The 16771-nt window shown below is 70.4% G+C and carries 17 protein-coding genes; 8 read left to right on the top strand and 9 right to left on the bottom strand.

Going from position 1 to position 16771, the window contains the following annotated elements:
* Window positions 1-42: 42 nt before the first annotated feature.
* The 4 genes from KBX46_RS28255 to KBX46_RS28270 form a co-directional block, all read right to left on the bottom strand.
* A complete protein-coding gene (locus KBX46_RS28255) occupies window positions 43-1674 on the bottom strand; it encodes a ubiquinol-cytochrome c reductase cytochrome b subunit (protein WP_210794960.1) in 1632 nt (543 codons plus the stop codon).
* Complete coding sequence (locus KBX46_RS28260) at window positions 1671-2759, bottom strand: ubiquinol-cytochrome c reductase iron-sulfur subunit (RefSeq protein ID WP_210794961.1); 1089 nt, start codon at window positions 2757-2759, stop codon at window positions 1671-1673. The genes KBX46_RS28255 and KBX46_RS28260 overlap by 4 nt, the downstream gene beginning before the upstream one ends.
* A 64-nt stretch (window positions 2760-2823) precedes the next feature.
* Window positions 2824-3660 (bottom strand): cytochrome c, encoded by an 837-nt coding sequence (locus tag KBX46_RS28265; RefSeq protein ID WP_210794963.1) that lies wholly within the window; start codon window positions 3658-3660, stop codon window positions 2824-2826.
* A gap of 70 nt (window positions 3661-3730) precedes the next feature.
* Window positions 3731-4330, bottom strand: a complete 600-nt coding sequence (locus tag KBX46_RS28270; RefSeq protein WP_088949454.1) for a heme-copper oxidase subunit III — start codon at window positions 4328-4330, stop codon at window positions 3731-3733.
* 108 nt (window positions 4331-4438) lie between these two features.
* Here KBX46_RS28270 and KBX46_RS28275 point away from each other — a divergent pair, with 108 nt between their 5' ends.
* From KBX46_RS28275 to KBX46_RS28290, 4 genes are all read left to right on the top strand, one after another.
* The gene (locus KBX46_RS28275; RefSeq protein WP_371409485.1) at window positions 4439-5359 is read left to right on the top strand and encodes a cytochrome c oxidase assembly protein; all 921 of its coding nucleotides are present in this window, start codon (window positions 4439-4441) and stop codon (window positions 5357-5359) included.
* A 262-nt stretch (window positions 5360-5621) separates the two neighbouring features.
* Window positions 5622-6017, top strand: coding sequence for a hypothetical protein (locus tag KBX46_RS28280; RefSeq protein WP_088949455.1), 396 nt, complete (start codon window positions 5622-5624; stop codon window positions 6015-6017).
* A gap of 89 nt (window positions 6018-6106) precedes the next feature.
* On the top strand, window positions 6107-7165 hold the full coding sequence (trpD, locus tag KBX46_RS28285; protein ID WP_210794965.1) for an anthranilate phosphoribosyltransferase: 1059 nt from the start codon (window positions 6107-6109) through the stop codon (window positions 7163-7165).
* A gap of 261 nt (window positions 7166-7426) precedes the next feature.
* On the top strand, window positions 7427-7636 hold the full coding sequence (locus KBX46_RS28290) for a hypothetical protein (RefSeq protein WP_141910581.1): 210 nt from the start codon (window positions 7427-7429) through the stop codon (window positions 7634-7636).
* Window positions 7637-7767: 131 nt separating this feature from the next.
* Here KBX46_RS28290 and KBX46_RS28295 read toward each other — a convergent pair whose 3' ends face one another.
* Both KBX46_RS28295 and coxB read right to left on the bottom strand, forming a co-directional pair.
* Complete coding sequence (locus KBX46_RS28295; RefSeq protein WP_088949458.1) at window positions 7768-8193, bottom strand: cytochrome c oxidase subunit 4; 426 nt, start codon at window positions 8191-8193, stop codon at window positions 7768-7770.
* Window positions 8194-8202: 9 nt separating this feature from the next.
* Window positions 8203-9174, bottom strand: a complete 972-nt coding sequence (gene coxB / locus KBX46_RS28300; protein WP_088949459.1) for a cytochrome c oxidase subunit II — start codon at window positions 9172-9174, stop codon at window positions 8203-8205.
* Between the two features lie 230 nt (window positions 9175-9404).
* Between coxB and KBX46_RS28305 the strand changes: the two genes are divergently transcribed.
* Together KBX46_RS28305 and KBX46_RS28310 are read left to right on the top strand one after the other, a co-directional pair.
* The gene (locus tag KBX46_RS28305; RefSeq protein ID WP_210794967.1) at window positions 9405-10556 is read left to right on the top strand and encodes an aminotransferase class V-fold PLP-dependent enzyme; all 1152 of its coding nucleotides are present in this window, start codon (window positions 9405-9407) and stop codon (window positions 10554-10556) included.
* Window positions 10553-10786, top strand: coding sequence for a sulfurtransferase TusA family protein (locus tag KBX46_RS28310; RefSeq protein WP_088949461.1), 234 nt, complete (start codon window positions 10553-10555; stop codon window positions 10784-10786). The genes KBX46_RS28305 and KBX46_RS28310 overlap by 4 nt, the downstream gene beginning before the upstream one ends.
* A 157-nt stretch (window positions 10787-10943) precedes the next feature.
* Here the strand turns inward: KBX46_RS28310 and KBX46_RS28315 are convergent, their stop codons facing one another.
* From KBX46_RS28315 to KBX46_RS28325, 3 genes are all read right to left on the bottom strand, one after another.
* Window positions 10944-11921, bottom strand: coding sequence for a carbohydrate kinase family protein (locus KBX46_RS28315; protein WP_088949462.1), 978 nt, complete (start codon window positions 11919-11921; stop codon window positions 10944-10946).
* A 199-nt stretch (window positions 11922-12120) separates the two neighbouring features.
* Entirely contained in the window at window positions 12121-12513 is a 393-nt protein-coding gene (gene erpA / locus KBX46_RS28320; protein WP_088949463.1) for an iron-sulfur cluster insertion protein ErpA, read from the bottom strand.
* 170 nt (window positions 12514-12683) lie between these two features.
* Window positions 12684-13823 carry a glycerate kinase gene (locus tag KBX46_RS28325; RefSeq protein ID WP_210795004.1) on the bottom strand — a complete coding sequence of 380 codons (1140 nt, stop codon included), beginning with the start codon at window positions 13821-13823 and terminating at the stop codon, window positions 12684-12686.
* A 67-nt stretch (window positions 13824-13890) separates the two neighbouring features.
* Here KBX46_RS28325 and nadA point away from each other — a divergent pair, with 67 nt between their 5' ends.
* Both nadA and murA read left to right on the top strand, forming a co-directional pair.
* On the top strand, window positions 13891-15090 hold the full coding sequence (gene nadA / locus KBX46_RS28330; protein ID WP_210794969.1) for a quinolinate synthase NadA: 1200 nt from the start codon (window positions 13891-13893) through the stop codon (window positions 15088-15090).
* 213 nt (window positions 15091-15303) lie between these two features.
* Window positions 15304-16659, top strand: a complete 1356-nt coding sequence (gene murA, locus KBX46_RS28335; protein ID WP_099856141.1) for a UDP-N-acetylglucosamine 1-carboxyvinyltransferase — start codon at window positions 15304-15306, stop codon at window positions 16657-16659.
* Window positions 16660-16771 lie beyond the last annotated feature (112 nt).

Consider the following 16771-nt stretch of genomic DNA (forward strand, 5'->3'; position numbering starts at 1 on the left):
GCCGGAATCCGGCGGGCGCCACGTAACGGTGCGATCGGGCGATCAGCGGCGGCTCTCTCCGCTGCCGATCTCCTCGCGCTCGGGCCGCGCCTCGACCGGCGGGTGCCCCGGCGAGACCGGCGCCTCGACCGGCTTCTCGATCGGGTAGAAGAAGCCCCGGATGGCCGGCCCGAGGGCGCCCAGCCGGTTCATCTTCTTCGGCACGACCCAGCCGACGTACTCCAGCTGACCGTGACCGTCCGCGTGCCCGTTCGACGCGCTGAGCGGCTGGTGCACCTCGACGAACCGACCGTCCGGCAGGCGCCGGATGATGCCGGTCTCGACGCCGTGCGCGAGGACCTCCCGATCGTGCTGCTGCAGACCGAGGCAGAGCCGGTAGGTGATGTAGTACGCGATCGGCGGGAGCACCAGCAGACCGATCCGGCCAGCCCAGGTCATCGCGTTCAGGCTGATCTGGAACTTGTCGGCGATCACGTCGTTGGCGCCCGAGAGCGTCAGAACGATGTAGAACGCGACGGCCATGGCGCCGACGGCGGTCCGGGCCGGAGCGTCACGGGGACGCTGGAGCAGGTTGTGGCTCTTGCGGTCCTTGAGGTGCCGTGCTTCCAGGAACGGGTACATCGTCGACAGGCCCACCAGGATGCCGGGCAGCACGACAGTCGGCCAGAACAGCGGCGGGATGACGTAACCGTCGCCGAGCGGGATGTTGATTTCCCAGGCCGGCATGAGTCGGGTCGACCCGTCCAGGAACATGACGTACCAGTCGGGCTGGCTGGCGGCCGAGACCACCCACGCCTCGTAGGGGCCGAACAGCCAGATCGGGTTGATCTGGAACAGACCGCCCATCAGCGCGATGACGCCGAAGACGACCATGAAGAAGCCGCCCTGCTTCAGCGCGTACCGCGGGAACATCCGCTCGCCGACCACGTTGTTGTTGGTTCGGCCGGGGCCGGGCCACTGGGTGTGCTTCTGCTTGAAGACCAGGCCCAGGTGGACGCTGATCAGCGCGACCAGCAGACCCGGGATGAGCAGCACGTGGGCGATGAAGAACCGGCTGATGATGATCGTGCCCGGGAACTCACCGCCGAAGATCGACGAGGTGAGCCAGGAGCCGATCACCGGGATGGACAGCATGATCGCCGAGGCGATCCGCAGGCCGGTGCCGGACAGGCCGTCGTCCGGCAGCGAGTAGCCGGTGAAGCCGGCCAGGAAGCCGACCCAGAACAGCAGCGAACCGATGATCCAGTTGGTCTCGCGCGGCTTGCGGAAGGCGCCGGTGAAGAACACCCGCAGCATGTGCACGACGATCGCGGCCATGAACAGCAGCGCCGCCCAGTGGTGCATCTGCCGCATCACCAGGCCACCGCGGACGTCGAACGAGATGTCCAGGCTGGAGGCGTACGCGGCGGACATCGGCGTGCCCTGCAACGGCGCGTAGCTGCCGTCGTAGACCACCTCGGTCATCGCCGGCTCGAAGAAGAAGGTGAGGAACACACCGGTCAGCAGCAGCACGACGAACGAGAACAGCGCGATCTCGCCGAGCAGGAAGGACCAGTGGTCCGGGAAGACCTTGTTCAGCAGCTTGCGCAGCGGGGTGGCCACCGCGAAGCGGTCGTCCACTCCCACCGCGGCCTTACCCGGCGTCGCCGCTAGGTCAATCTTTCGACGCTTCATGGCCGCTCCCAGAAGTCAGGCCCGACGGTCTCGGTGTAGTCGGACTTCGCCACGAAGAAGCCCTCGGAGTCCACCTCGATCGGCAACTGCGGCAGCCGCCGGCTGGCAGGGCCGAAGATGGGCTTGGCGTTGTCGGTGATCAGGAACTGGGACTGGTGGCACGGGCAGAGCAGCCGGTTGGTCTGCTGCTCGTACAGGCTGGCCGGGCAGCCGGCGTGCGTGCAGATCTTGGAGAACGCCGCGTAGTTGCCCCACATGTAGTCGCCGTGGCCGATCTTCTCGTTGGCCCGACGCGACTCCTGCGCGTCGGAGTCGCGGAGGTGGATCAGCAGTGTCGGCGAGTCGGCGTGTCGGTTGCTCACGCCGTGGTCGATGCCGGGGAAGACGGTCAGCTGGCCACCGGCGCTGATGTCGGCAGGGCGGACCGGGCGGCCGTCCTCGCGGACCAGGCGGATCCGCTCGCCGCCCTCGGCGGTGGCGAACCCGGTGGTGAACATCTGGTTGTTCTTGTGCGGCTGTGAGATCAGACCACCGACCAGCGGCGCGGCGATGACCGCGCCGACCGGCGCGAGACCGGCCAGCAGCGAGATGCCGAGCAGGGGGCGACGCTTCACGCCCAGCTCGTCCGCCATGTAGAGCATGGTCTGGCCGGTGATGGTGCGGCCTTCGGAGTCCACCTGGCCCTCGTGCCGGTCCTGGATCGAGACCTCCTTGGGCAGCAACTTCTTGCCCCAGGTCAGGATGCCGAAGCCGACGGCGAGCAGCGCGATGCCGAGGGTGAAACCGAGCAGCGGGGTGTAGAACTTGTCGCCGCCCCGGCCCGGCTCGTACTGCCACGGCCACGCGATGTAGATGACCATGAAGGCGGTCGCGGCCAGACCGGTGAGCAGGAAGAAGCCGGCGACCACCCGGGTCAGCCGACGCTCCGCCTTGGTGCCGGGCAGCACCTGCGGCTCGTAGTGGACGATCTCGATGTCGTCCCGACGCGCGCCCTCACGAACGATGTCGAACCGGGTCAGCTTGGGGTCGTTGACGTCGAGCGGCTCCCGGCCCTGCGGGGTCGAGTGCTCGGTGGGGGTGCTCATGCCGTCACCTCGCTACGGGTGGCGCCGAGCGGCACCACTGCGCTGATGGGGAGTATCCGCTCGGTCACGACTTGCCCGCAATCCACAGGCTGGCGAAGACGAGCGCCACGATGCCGACCAGGAAGATCGCCAGGCCCTCGGTGGAGGGGCCGTACCGCCCGAGGTTGAAGCCGCCCGGGTCCTGGTCGTGCTTCAGCGTCTCCTGGATGTAGGCGATGATGTCGGCCTTCTGCTCCGGCCGAAGCTGGTTGTCGCCGAACACCGGCATGTTCTGCGGGCCGCTCAGCATCGCCGCGTAGATCTGGCGGTCGGTCGCGGGGTGCAGGCTCGGGGCGAACTTGCCCGACGAGAGCGCACCGCCGCCACCACCGAACGCGTGGCACTGCGAGCAGTTGATCCGGAACAGCTCACCGCCGGACGCGATGTTGCCGTCCTCGCCGAGGTCGTCGCCCTCGGGCACGACCGGGCCGCCGCCCAGCTCCTGGATGTACTGGGCCAGCTGACGGGTCTGCTCGTCGGTGAAGACCGGGGGCTTGCGGTGAGCCTGGGCCTCCTGGCGGGCCATCGGCATCCGCCCGGAGCTGACCTGGAACTCGACCGAGGCCTCGCCGACGCCGATCAGGCTCGGCCCGCGGCCCTCGACACCCTGGGCGTTGCGACCGTGGCAGGTCACACAGCTCACGTCGAACAGCGCCTTGCCCTCGGCGGCGGCGCCGGTCAGCTGCGGGTTGTCCTGCGCCTGGGCACCCGGGGCGAAGACGGTGTAGGCGCCGCCGGCGAGCATCAGCGCGGCGATCAGCCGGACCGCGGCGCCCAGCCGGCGGCGGCCCCTGCTGCGCGCGGCGGGCCGCTCGCGCAACCGCGCGAACAGACCGCGTCGGCGGTCGTTGTCAGAAGTCATGAGCGGTGTCCTTAACCGGTTGGACCTGTCTCAGGGGACGGAGCAGCAGCGCGGAATGTGACGCGCAAGATCACTGAAGCCAGTAGATCATGGCGTACAGCCCGATCCACACGACGTCGACGAAGTGCCAGTAGTACGACACGACGATCGCCGAGGTCGCCTGCGCCGGGGTGAACCGGCCCATGGTCGTACGGACCATGAAGATGATGAAGGCGATCAGACCGCCGGTCACGTGCAGGCCGTGGAAGCCGGTGGTCAGGTAGAACACCGACCCGTAACCGTCTCCGTTGATCTTGATGCCGTCGGCGACCAGGTGCCGGTACTCGTTCAGCTGGCCGAGCACGAAGATCAGGCCCATCACGAAGGTGATGGTGAACCAGCGCCGAAGCGCGTGCACGTCACCCTTCTCCGCCGCGAAGACGCCGAGCTGGCACGTCACGGAGGACAGCACCAGGATCACCGTGAAGGTGGTCGCGTACGGGATGTTCAGCGCTTCGGTGTGCTTCTCCCACTGCTCCGGCGCAGCTGCGCGGATGGAGAAGTACATCGCGAACAACGCCGCGAAGAACATGAGTTCGCTGGAGAGCCACACGATCGTCCCGACGCTGACCATGTTCGGTCGGGTCAGAGAGTGGATCCGGCTCTTGTCAATGGCTGGGGCCGCAGTCACGCCGTCATTATTGCCCCTGACCGGGGGCGGCGATCAGCGGGGTGGCAAACCTGCGCCTTCCGTGGCCCCACCGTCAGGGTCCGGTTCGCCTGGCCTAGCCTGAAAAGCGTGCTGCACGTCGATCCGATCCTCGCCGCCACCTCGGCCCCGCCGCCGTTCACCGTCGGCACGGTGCTGACCGAGACCCGGCTGGACAGCTGGCTGGCCCTCGGCCTGGTGCTCGCCGCCGGCCTGTACCTCTACGGGGTGTACCGGCTGCGCCTGCGGGGCGACCGCTGGCCGATCGCCCGTACCGTGTTCTTCATCGGCCCCGGCCTGGGCGGCATCGCGCTGGTCACGGTCAGCGGACTGCACGCGTACGACACCGCGCTGCTGTCCGTGCACATGATCCAGCACATGGTGCTGTCCATGGTGGCGCCGATCTTCCTGGCGCTGGGCGCGCCGATGACCCTGGCCCTGCGCACCCTGCCGGTCGGGCCGCGCAAGCGCCTGCTGGCGATCGTGCACAGCCGTGTCGCCCGGGTCTACAGCTTCCCGCTGGTGGCGTTCGCCATCTTCGTGGTCAACCCCTTCGTGCTGTACTTCAGTGATCTGTACCGCTTCACCCTCGAACACGCCTGGGCGCACGAGCTGGTGCACGCGCACTTCATCATGACCGGTTGCGTGTTCTTCTGGCCGCTGCTCGGGCTCGACCCGCTGCCCGGCCGCTGGCCGTACCCGGCGCGCGCGCTGCTGATGCTGCTCTCCGTGCCGTTCCACACCGTGCTCGGCCTCACCATCATGCAGAGCACCACGCTCTTCGGCGGCGACTGGTACCCGTCGCTCAACCTCGCCTGGTCGGACCCCTGGGACGACCAGGTGGTCGCCGGCGGCATCCTCTGGGCGGGTGGTGAGTTCGTCAGTGTGACCATGCTCGCGGTGCTCGTCGTCCAGTGGGTCAAGCAGTCCGAACGCGAGGCCCGCCGGGTCGACCGCGAGCTGGACCGCCAGGAGGCCCGCGAGCGCGCCGCCGACGCCGCGGCCACCTGAGCTGCCCGGACGGTACGCCCCGACGATCGGTGGCGGGCGGGATGTCGGCTACGTCACCCCGACCGGTACGATCGGCGGGCAGCTACGAGGTGGGAGTCAGTGCCGCAATGAGTGAGCGCAGCGAACGAATCATCAAGCGCAGTGCGATGGTGCCTCATGACGGCACTGCTCACAGTCCGGCTCCCGGCCGAGGCCGTATCGAGGCTATGGGATATCACGAAACGGCCGGTACCCGGACCGTTCGGCGAAGCGGAGTGCCGGCATGAGCGATCGTCTTTGCACCGTCCTGCTCTACAGCGACGACCCGAAGGTCCGTGATCGGATGCGGATGGCCGTCGGCACCCGGCCCGCGCCCGGTCTGCAGATCGAGTTCGTCGACGCGTCGACCTACGCGGAGACCATCCGACTGGTCGACGACTACGAGATCGACCTTCTGGTGCTCGACGGTGAGGCGAGCCCGGGTGGCGGCATCGGCATCGCCCGGCAGATCAAGGACGACCGGGACGACGCTCCCCCGACCTGCCTGGTGATCGCCCGCGCCGCCGACCGATGGCTGGCCGCGTACGCCGAGGTCGACGCGACGCTGGTGCACCCGCTCGACCCGGTGACCACCGGCGGCACGGTGGCCGAGCTGCTGCGGACGCACGCACCCGCCTGACGTCCCACGCTCCTCCGGCACCGCCACGGCGCCGGACACTCGGCGCTGGTTCCAGCCCACCCGCACTTCGCACGCTCGGGAGGCCCGTCATGGGCGATCGGACCTGGCCGCACCTGCTCAACTCGCTGCTGCGCGGCGGCGAGCTGTCCACCGCCGACACCGCCTGGGCGATGGGCGAGATCATGGCCGGCTCGGCGGGTGCCGCGCAGGTCGCCGGCTTCGCTGTGGCGTTGCGGGCCAAGGGTGAGACGTCCGCCGAGTTGGCCGGGCTGGTGGAGACGATGCTGAGCCGGGCGGTCCCGGTGGACCTCCCCGACGAGCTGCGTTCCACCGCGCTGGACGTGGTGGGCACCGGCGGTGACCTCGCCCACACGGTCAACATCTCCACGATGGCCGCCCTCGTGGTGGCGGGTGCCGGCGTCCGGGTGGTCAAGCACGGCAACCGGGCCGCGTCGTCCTCCTGCGGCACCGCCGACCTGTTGGAGTTCATGGGTGTCCCACTCGACCTCGATCCGGACGCGATCGTCCGCTGCGTCACCGAGGCCGGCATCGGGTTCTGCTTCGCGGCCCGGTTCCACCCGGGGATGCGGCACACCGGCCCGGTTCGACGGGAGCTGGGCGTGCCGACCGTCTTCAACTTCCTCGGCCCGCTTACCAACCCGGCCCGGCCCCGCGCGGGCGCCGTGGGCTGCTTCGACCTGCGGATGGCCCCGGTGATGGCCGGTGTGTTCGCCGACCGTGGTGACTCCGTCCTGGTGATGCGCGGCGAGGACGGGCTGGACGAGTTCACCACCGCCGCGCCGACCCGCGTCTGGGCGGCCCAGGGCGGCACCGTACGCGAGGCCGTGCTGGACGCGACGGACCTGGGTGTACCCAGGTCCACCCTCGCGGACCTGCGGGGCGGTGACGCCGCGTACAACGCGGATGTGGCCCGTCGCCTGCTGGCTGGCGAGACGGGCCCGGTCCGGGACGCGGTGCTGGTCAACGCCGCGGCGGCGCTGGCCACCCAGGGCCCGCTCGACGGCGACCTGACCGAGGCGCTGCGCGCCGGCCTGGACCGCGCGGCCGAGTCGATCGACTCCGGTGCGGCCGCCGTGACCCTCGACCGCTGGATCGCCACCGCGACCGCCACTGCCACCGTGGCCTGACCTCGGCGTCGCCGCTCGGCGGCGAGGGCCTTGATCGACTCGGGTTCCTTGAAACCGCGGCGTCCGAGCCGTCCCGACACCCCGATGCCAATGATGTCGAGTGGATCACCTTGGCGGCACCAGCGGCCGGGGGTCCCAGCGACGGGCCACGGGAGATTTGTCGGACCCGCGTGGGAAACTACAGGCGAGTAGTTATCCGATTCCGTCCGTGCGCCGCTGTCGCGTTCGGGGGCGGGTCGCCTGGTTCGAGAGGAGACGCCCGTGTCGCACCGCGAGCTGTACTGCGACGTCTGTGAGGGCGTGGCACCGTTCGAGGTGCCGCCCTGCGTCGACGGTCACGGAGCTGACTGTCCTGAGCTCATCTGCACCGGCTGCGGTGCCGCCGTGGTGCTGGTCACCGCGATCGCCGTTCCGGTCACCCAGCTGGCCGGCCGTCGACGCCGCCAGCCCACCCGCCGCCACGCTGCCTGACCCACGGCGCTGCCTGACCCACAGCGCCGCCTGACCCGCGGCGCCATCCGGCCTCCCGCACGACGAAGGGCCCGCTCCCACTCGGGGAACGGGCCTTCGTCACGCAGGTCGGTCGCGAGCGACCGGGTGGATCAGTGCTCGGCGGTGCGCCGGGTGCCGCTGTAGTACTCGAACAGCAGCCCGCAGGCGGAGAAGACGACAGCCACCAGACCGGCACCGATCAGCCAGTACTGCCAGAACACCATGCCGAGCGCGGCGATCGCGGCGGCCAGTGCCAGGCCGAACGGCCAGTAGCTGCCCGGGCTGAAGAAGCCGACCTCGCCGGCGCCGTCAGCGATCTCGGCGTCCGGGCGGTCCTCCGGGCGCAGGTCGATACGCCGGGAGACGAACCAGAAGAAGCCACCGCACATCGTGCAGAGCAGGAACGACAGCAGCAGGGCCACAGTGCCGACCCACTCGATGCCACCGGACGCGCCGTTGGTCCAGGCGCCGTAGAGGATGGTGGCGCCGAGCAGGAACGCGGCAATGATCAGGAAGATACGCCACTCGGTCTTCATATGGCTGCCTCAGCTTCCCGTGCGGGCCGGAACGTCGTCCGGGTTGAAGTTGCCCTGCGTCCGGCGGGTGTCGAACGGCCGCGTGGTCTCCGCGTACGGGTCCTCACCGATCTCGGTCAGCGCGTCCTGCGTGGACTTGCCGCCCTGCTTGGCCGCCAGGAACTGGTCGTACTTCTCCGGCGACACCACCCGCAGCTCGAAGTTCATGAACGCGTGGTAGCTGCCGCACAGCTCGGCGCAGCGCCCGACGTAGGCACCCTCGGCGTCCAGGCTCGAGACCTCGAACACATTGCGGATCTTGCCCGGCATGACGTCCCGCTTGAACAGCAGCTCCGGCACCCAGAACGAGTGGATGACGTCGCGGCTGGTCTCCTCGAACCGGATGGACCGGTTGGTCGGCAGCACCAGCACCGGGATGACCTCACTGGTGCCGAGCGTCGACGCGGTGGTGCGGGCCTCCGGGCCCTGGCCGTCGCGGTAGTTGAACTGCCAGTTCCACTTGAAGGCGACAACCTCGACCGTGACGTCCGGGTTCTTCGACAACTTGTCGACGTCGGTCTGCACGATCGCCGTGTAGTAGAAGAGCACGGAGACGATCAGGATCGGCGCGATGGTGTAGAGGAACTCCATCGGCAGGTTGTAGCGGGTCTGCACCGGCAGCGTGTTGCCACGCTTGCGGTAGCGCACGACGCACCAGAAGATCAAGCCCCACACGAAGACACCGACCGCGAGCGCGGCGATGCAGGAGGCGATCCACAGGTCGTACATCCGCTTCGACTCCGGCGAGATGCCGCCCTGCGGCCAGCCGAAGCCGTCAAACGCCTGCCCTACGTCACAGCCCGTGAGCAGGACCAGCAGCGCCACGCCACCGAGACCGAGCCCGGCCAACCGACCAGCACCACGCCCCCGGCGGCCACCGACCCCTGGGGAAGCGCTGTGCCGTACGGCCGACGGCCGTACCTCCGAACTCCTTGCGACCACCTGGTCCTGCCTCCCTAGCGCGCCGCGGTGGGTCTTTCCTCAGCACCGACGGCAAAGGCGTCACCGACGGTCGCAGATTACTCGACCATGACGGAGTCGGCCGTGGTGGGGTCACTGTCCACCCCCCATTGGGGGGATGATGGGCATACCACCGCGATAGCGTGTCGATCTGTGAGCGCGAGGAGTGAGCCGGGGTTGCGAGCCCCGCAATCGCGAACAAAGGCGGATCTGTGAGCGCATCCCCGGTCTACCTGGACGCGGCGACCGCCGCGCCGATGCATCCGGTCGCGCGGCAGGCGCTGCTGGCCGCCTTCGACGACGGCTGGGCCGACCCGGGCAAGCTCTACAGCCAGGCCCGCCGGGCACGGCAACTGCTCGACGCCGCCCGCGAGGCCACCGCGCTGACGCTCGGCGTCCGCGCGGACGAGGTGTCCTTCACCCCCAGCGGTACGACCGCAGCTCACGGCGCGGTGCTCGGTGGCCTGTCGGGGCGTCGCCGGGTCGGGTCGACGCTGGTGCACTCGGCGATCGAGCACTCGGCGGTACTGCACGCGGCGGAGCGGCACGTGGCGGCGGGTGGGACCGCGACCAGTGTGCCGGTCGACCGGGTGGGTCGGCTGGACGTGACCGCGTGGTCGGCCGCGGTTCGCGCACCCGGTGTCGCGCTGGCCGCTCTGATCACGGCCAGTCACGAGGTGGGGACCGTGCAACCGGTCGCCGAGGCGGCCGCGATCTGCGCCGAGGCGGGGGTGCCGCTGTACGTCGACGCCGCCCAGTCGGTCGGCCGGGTGCCCCTGCCGGCCGGCTGGTCGGTGCTCAGCGCGAGCGCCCACAAGTGGGGCGGTCCGCCCGGGGTGGGGGTGCTGGCGGTCCGTAAGGGCACCCGCTGGGAGTCACCCTGGCCGGCCGACGAGCGGGAGGGTGGTCGTACCCCCGGGGTGGTGAACCTGCCCGCGGTGGTGGCGGCGGCGGCGAGCCTGCGGGCCGCGGCGGCCGACGCGGCGGCGGAGGCGGCCCGGCTGGACCCGCTGGTGGACCGGATCCGGACGCGGGTCGCGGCGGACGTGCCCGACGTGGAGGTGGTCGGCGATCCGGTGCTCCGGCTCCCCCACCTGGTCACCTTCTCGTGCCTGTACGTCGACGGTGAGGCTCTGCTGCACGCACTGGACCGGCGGGGCTTCGCCGTGTCGTCCGGCTCGTCGTGCACGTCGTCCACGTTGCGTCCCTCGCACGTGCTGGAGGCGATGGGGGTGCTCTCGCACGGCAACGTGCGGGTCAGCCTGCACCGGGAGACGACCGAGGCGGACGTCGAGCGGTTCCTCGACGAGCTGCCCGGGATCGTCGCCGAGCTGCGCGCCGACGCCGGGGTGGTGGGGCTGTGACGATGCCGGACGAGGTCATCGACTGCCGGGGGCAGCGCTGTCCGCTGCCCGTGATCGCGGCGGCCCGGCGGTTGCCACAGCTGCCGGTGGGCACTGTGGTCCGGGTTCTCGCCGATGACCCGGCGGCGGCGGTCGACCTCCCCGCCTGGTGCCGGATGCGCGGCCAGGAGTTCCTCGGGTCGGTCAAGGGCCCGGACGGCCCGGCCTACGACATCCGCCGCCGCCACTGACCCCGCTTCATTCGTCGATCCAGATCAGCCTCAGTCGACGGCCCGGCCCGGCCCGGCCGGGCAAAGGGCCGCCCCGTTCGTGATCGTTGGCTGCTGAGCAGCAGTTCGCTCGGCCTGTCGTGCTGCCCAGCTGCCAACGATCACGGGAGGCAACCAGCTATGGCAGGAGGTGGGGGCGGACCTCGTCCGCCGCGGTGTCACCGTAGGACTCGGCGAGCCGCTTGACGAACAGGTCGCGGCGGACGTCGTACTCCTGGGTGCCGACCGTCTCCAGGACCAGCGTGGCCAGCAACGAGCCGACCTGGGCGGCCCGCTCCAGGCCGACCCCCCAGGAGAGCGCGGTGAAGAAGCCGGCCCGGAAGCCGTCCCCCACCCCGGTCGGGTCGACCGCCCGGATCTCCCGCGCGATCGGCACGTGGATCGGGTCGATGCCCCGCCCGGCGATCTCCACACCGTGCTTGCCCAGCGTGGTGACCCGCACCTTGACCAGGTCCAGCAGCTGGTCGTCGCTCAGCTTCGCCTTGCTCTGCAGCAGCGACTTCTCGTAGTCGTTGGTCATCAGGAACTCGGCGCCCTCGATCAGCGCCACCACGTCCTCGCCGCCCATCCGGGCGAGCTGCTGCGACGGGTCGGCGGCGAACGCGTACCCGCGGGTCCGGCACTCGGCCGAGTGCCGGAGCATCGCCTCGGGGTCGTTGGCGCTGACCAGCACCAGGTCCAGTCCGCCGAGCCGGTCGGCGACCGGGGCGAGCTCGATGTTGCGCGCCTCACTCATCGCACCGGCGTAGAACGACGCGATCTGGCACATGTCCGTGTCGGTGGTGCAGACGAACCGGGCGGTGTGCGCCACCTCGCTGATGTGCACGGAGTCGCAGTCCACACCGTGGCGCTCCAGCCAGGAGCGGTAGTCGGCGAAGTCCGCCCCCACAGCGCCGAGCAGCACCGGGCTCAGACCGAGCTGCCCCATGCCGAAGCAGATGTTCGCCGCCACGCCACCTCGGCGGAGCACCAGGTCGTCCACCAGGAAGGAGAGGGACACCTTGTGCAGCTGATCGGCGATGAGCTGGTCGGCGAAGCGGCCAGGGAAGCTCATCAGGTGATCGGTGGCGATCGAGCCGGTGACGGCGATCTTCATGTCAACCCTCGGGGTCGGGAGCAGGGCGCGGTCAGACTACCGGCCCGGCAACCCGGCGGTGACCGGTCGGTCGGACAACGGCAACCGGCCCGTCACGAAAGCGTCGGGACCGCTCCCAGGCGGCATCACGCCCGGGCCGGTACGACGACGGGGCCGTCCCGAAGGACGGCCCCGTCGTCGTTGGTGCGTGGTGCGTGACTCAGTTGAACGAGTCACCGCAGGCGCAGGAGCTGCCCGCGTTGGGGTTGTCGATGGTGAAGCCCTGGGCGTCGATCCGGTCGGCGAAGTCGATCGTCGCGCCGGAGAGGTACGGGGCGCTCATCCGGTCGACGACGACCTCGACACCACCGAAGTCGGTGACGACATCACCGTCGAGCGAGCGCTCGTCGAAGAAGAGCTGGTACCGCAGGCCCGAGCAGCCGCCCGGCTGCACGGCGACGCGGAGCCGCAGGTCGTCGCGGCCCTCCTGCTCGATCAGGGCCTTGACCTTCTGCGCCGCGACGTCGGTGAGGACGACGGAAGTAGGGGCCTGGGCCTCGACGGAAGTAGGGGCCTGGGCCTCGGTCGACTCGGTCTGCGCTGGCGTGGTCACGTGGAAGTCTCCCTGCGCGGTTTTGGGTCCGGACGCACTGGCCAACGCCGCGCGCCGTCCAGTGATTCCCGGTTGTGGTCCTCCGCCGATCGTACGCCGCCTCGGCCGGGTGCACCCGCGTGGCGTGACGCCCGCCCCAGGTGGACCCGGTCGTCAGGCGGCCGGAACGCTCAGCGACTCCACTGCCGGGCCAGCCGGGCGCCCAGCTCGCGCAGCCCCTCGGCGGGCCTGCTCAGCGCGGCGTCGAGCCCGCCGCCCGCTTCCCCACCGAAGTGCTCGACCAGGCTGTACGCGTCGGTGACCCCGGCCGAGGCGGCCTCTCGCCGGCCGGTGCTCACCTGCCCTGCCACCACCACGCAGGGCACACCTCGGTCGCGGGCGGCACCGGCCACCCCGGCGACCACCTTGCCGCGCAGCGACTGGTGGTCGAACGACCCCTCGCCGGTGATCACCAGGTCCGCGGTGTCCAGCGCCGCGTCCAGCCGGGTGGCCCGGGTGACCAGGCCGATCCCCGACTCGCAGCCGCCGCCGAGGGCGAGGAGCGCCGCGCCGATGCCGCCGGCGGCGCCGCCCCCGGGCATCGTGCCGAGCCCCGCCGGGCAGCCGGCCAGATCGCGTTCCAGCACCGCCGCGAAGCGCTCCAACGCGGCGTCGAGCAGCAGCACGTCGGCGCGGTCGGCGCCCTTCTGCGGGCCGAACACGTTGCTCGCGCCGTGCAGACCGAGCAGCGGGTTGTCCACGTCGGTGGCCGCGACGAGCCGGACGCCACGCAACCGGGGCACGCCGTCCACCGCGTCGACAGCGGCGAGCGCAGCCCCGCCGTACGGCAGCGCGGCACCACCGGCGTCGAGCGGTGTGACACCCAGCGCGGCGAGCATCCCCGCCCCGGCGTCGTTGGTGCCCGAACCACCCAGCCCGATCACCACCGTCCGGGCGCCGCTCTCCACAGCGGCGGCCACCAGCACCCCCAGCCCGTACGAGGTGGTGGTCTTCGGGTCACGCTCGGCCGGAGAGAGCAGGTGCAGACCGCACGCCTGGGCGCTCTCCAGGTAGGCGGTCGCGCCGTCGGTGGTGAGCAGGATCTCACCGGCGGCCGGACGACCCAGCGGGTCGACGGTCGGCACCGGCACCCGCCGGCCGCCGAGCGCTTCGGCGAGCACCTCCACGAAGCCCGGACCCCCGTCGGCGAGCGGTCGGATCAGCAGGTCGTCACCGTCGGTGACGGTGCGCCAGCCGGCGGCCACCGCGGCGGCCACCTCCGGTGCGGGCAGGGTGCCAGCGAACTTGTCCGGGCAGAGCAGCACGCGCATGCCGAGCAGTGTGGCAGCCCACACCGACGGAAGCTGCGTCGCGCTCGCGCTGTGGGACCATGGCTACGTGACTTCGACCTGGGTGGAACCCTCCAACACGGCGACGGCTCTGCTGCTGCTCGGCCGGGGCAGCGACCCCGACACCGAGCGCGGCGTCGAGTGTCCGGGCGACCTTCCGGCGCCCAGCGACCCGGATCTGGTGGCCCGCGCCACGGCCGCGAAGGCGAAGCTGGGCAGCAAGGTCTTCGTGCTGGGGCACCACTACCAGCGCGACGAGGTGATCCAGTTCGCCGACGTGACCGGTGACTCGTTCAAGCTGGCCCGGGAGGCCGCGGCCCGTCCGGACGCGGAATACATCCTCTTCTGCGGCGTGCACTTCATGGCCGAGAGCGCCGACATCCTCACCACCGACGCGCAGCGGGTGATCCTGCCCGACCTGGCGGCGGGCTGCTCGATGGCGGACATGGCGGTGCTGGGCCAGGTCGAGGCCGCGTGGGACACGCTGACCGAGCTGGGCATCGCCGGCGAGACCGTCCCGGTGACGTACATGAACTCCTCGGCCGACATCAAGGGCTTCGTCGGTCGCAACGGCGGCGTGGTCTGCACCTCCTCCAACGCCAAGCGCGCCCTGGACTGGGCGTTCGAGCAGGGGTCGAAGGTGTTCTTCCTGCCGGACCAGCACCTGGGCCGCAACACGGCGGTGCTGGAGATGGGCCTGTCGTTGGACGACTGCGTGCTCTACGACCCGCACAAGCCCGGCGGCGGGCTCACCCCGGAGCAGCTGCGCGACGCCAAGATGATCCTCTGGCGGGGGCACTGCTCGGTGCACGGCCGGTTCACGCTGGAGAGCGTCAACGACGTCCGGGAGCGGGTGCCCGGTGTCAACGTCCTGGTCCACCCGGAGTGCCGGCACGAGGTGGTCACCGCCTCCGACCACGTGGGCTCGACCGAATTCATCATCAAGACCATCGAGGCGGCTCCGGCCGGCTCGGCCTGGGCACTCGGCACCGAGCTGAACCTGGTCCGCCGGCTCGCGCTGGCGCACCCGGACAAGCAGATCATGTTCCTGGACAAGGCCGTCTGCTACTGCTCGACGATGAACCGGATCGACCTGCCGCACCTGGTCTGGGCCCTTGAGGAACTGGTCGCGGGCCGGGTCGTCAACCAGATCACGGTCGACCCCGACACCGCGCACCACGCCCGGGTCGCGCTGGACCAGATGCTCGCGCTGCCCGGCGCGGACACCCCGCCGCCGACGGCGTCCTGATCACGATCTGTAGCGCTCTTGGTACGCAAAAGTGCCGGATCACCGATTAATGCCACACACGCCGATGTGACCGAGTCCTTTTTCGTCACGGAGGGCTATGCTGCCCGGAGCGAAGAGACAGGCGGGCCGTTTCGACATGGCCGCATCCGGGGTAGCGAGAAGGCTCAGGCGCCCCACCAATAACACTGCAGCACCGACGCGCTGGAGGTTGCGTTGACCGACGACGTCCTGGTCGTTCACGGAGGCACTCCGCTCGAAGGGCGGATCCGCGTGCGCGGCGCGAAGAACCTGGTTTCGAAGGCGATGGTCGCCGCGCTCCTCGGCGACAGCCCGAGCCGACTGTTCGACGTGCCGAAGATCCGCGACGTCGAGGTGGTCCGGGGTCTGCTCGGTCTGCACGGCGTCAAGGTCACCGACGGCGCCGAGGACGGCGAGCTCGTCTTCGACCCGGCGAACGTGGAGAGCGCCAGCACCGACCAGATCAACGTGCACGCCGGTTCCAGCCGGATCCCGATCCTGTTCTGCGGCCCGCTGCTGCACCGGCTCGGGCACGCGTTCATCCCGGACCTGGGCGGCTGCCACATCGGCCCGCGCCCGATCGACTTCCACCTCCAGGCGCTGCGCGAGTTCGGTGCCACTGTCGAGAAGCGGCCCGAGGGTCTGCACCTGTCCGCGCCGAACGGGCTGCACGGCACGAAGTTCGCCCTGCCGTACCCGAGCGTCGGCGCCACCGAGCAGGTGCTGCTGACCGCGGTGATGGCCGAGGGCGTCACGGAGCTGCGTAACGCCGCGGTGGAGCCGGAGATCATCGACCTGATCTGCATCCTGCAGAAGATGGGCGCGATCATCAAGGTCCACACCGACCGGGTGATCGAGATCCAGGGTGTGCCGAAGCTGCACGGCTACACCCACCGGCCGATCCCGGACCGGATCGAGGCGGCGAGCTGGGCGGCCGCCGCCCTGGCCACCCGTGGCCACGTCGAGGTGCTCGGCGCTCAGCAGGCCGACATGATGACCTTCCTGAACATCTTCCGGTCGGTCGGCGGCGAGTACGAGGTCACCGACGCGCGCGCGCCGAAACTGGGCGACCTCGGCCAGGAGGGCGGAATCCGCTTCTGGCACCCGGGCGGTGAGCTGAACGCGGTGGCGCTGGAGACCGACGTGCACCCCGGCTTCATGACCGACTGGCAGCAGCCACTGGTCGTGGCGCTCACCCAGGCCCGCGGCCTGTCGATCGTGCACGAGACGGTCTACGAGCAGCGGCTGGGCTACACCGAGGCGCTCAACTCGATGGGCGCCAACATCCAGGTCTACCGCGACTGCCTCGGCGGCACCCCGTGCCGCTTCGGCCGGCGCAACTTCAAGCACTCCGCGGTGATCGCCGGGCCGAGCAAGCTGCACGCCGCCGACCTGGTCATCCCGGACCTGCGCGCCGGGTTCAGCCACCTGATCGCGGCGCTCGCCGCCGAGGGCACCTCCCGGGTGTACGGCGTCGACCTGATCAACCGGGGCTACGAGGACTTCGAGGCGAAGCTCGCCGACCTGGGCGCGCACGCCGAACGTCCGTAACCCCGCTCACCCATCGTTCGACCACGACGGCTCCAGGTTGCGCTGCGACCTGGAGCCGTCGGCCGCTGTACCGCGATGTGCACCGGTCGCGGACCGTTGGCTACCCTTGCCG

The sequence above is a fragment of the Micromonospora sp. C81 genome (genome assembly GCF_018070425.1).
In the GTDB taxonomy this organism is placed as follows: Bacteria; Actinomycetota; Actinomycetes; order Mycobacteriales; family Micromonosporaceae; genus Micromonospora; species Micromonospora zamorensis.

What these genes read in the sequence shown, in the direction of transcription:
- KBX46_RS28295 (WP_088949458.1), bottom strand. Translation starts at nt 8,193, where the DNA reads ATGAAGACCGAGTGGCGTATCTTCCTGATCATTGCCGCGTTCCTGCTC.
- KBX46_RS28260 (WP_210794961.1), bottom strand. Translation starts at nt 2,759, where the DNA reads ATGAGCACCCCCACCGAGCACTCGACCCCGCAGGGCCGGGAGCCGCTC.
- KBX46_RS28280 (WP_088949455.1), top strand. Translation starts at nt 5,622, where the DNA reads ATGAGCGATCGTCTTTGCACCGTCCTGCTCTACAGCGACGACCCGAAG.
- trpD (WP_210794965.1), top strand. Translation starts at nt 6,107, where the DNA reads ATGGGCGATCGGACCTGGCCGCACCTGCTCAACTCGCTGCTGCGCGGC.
- KBX46_RS28265 (WP_210794963.1), bottom strand. Translation starts at nt 3,660, where the DNA reads ATGACTTCTGACAACGACCGCCGACGCGGTCTGTTCGCGCGGTTGCGC.
- KBX46_RS28255 (WP_210794960.1), bottom strand. Translation starts at nt 1,674, where the DNA reads ATGAAGCGTCGAAAGATTGACCTAGCGGCGACGCCGGGTAAGGCCGCG.
- KBX46_RS28315 (WP_088949462.1), bottom strand. Translation starts at nt 11,921, where the DNA reads ATGAAGATCGCCGTCACCGGCTCGATCGCCACCGATCACCTGATGAGC.
- KBX46_RS28325 (WP_210795004.1), bottom strand. Translation starts at nt 13,823, where the DNA reads ATGCGCGTGCTGCTCTGCCCGGACAAGTTCGCTGGCACCCTGCCCGCA.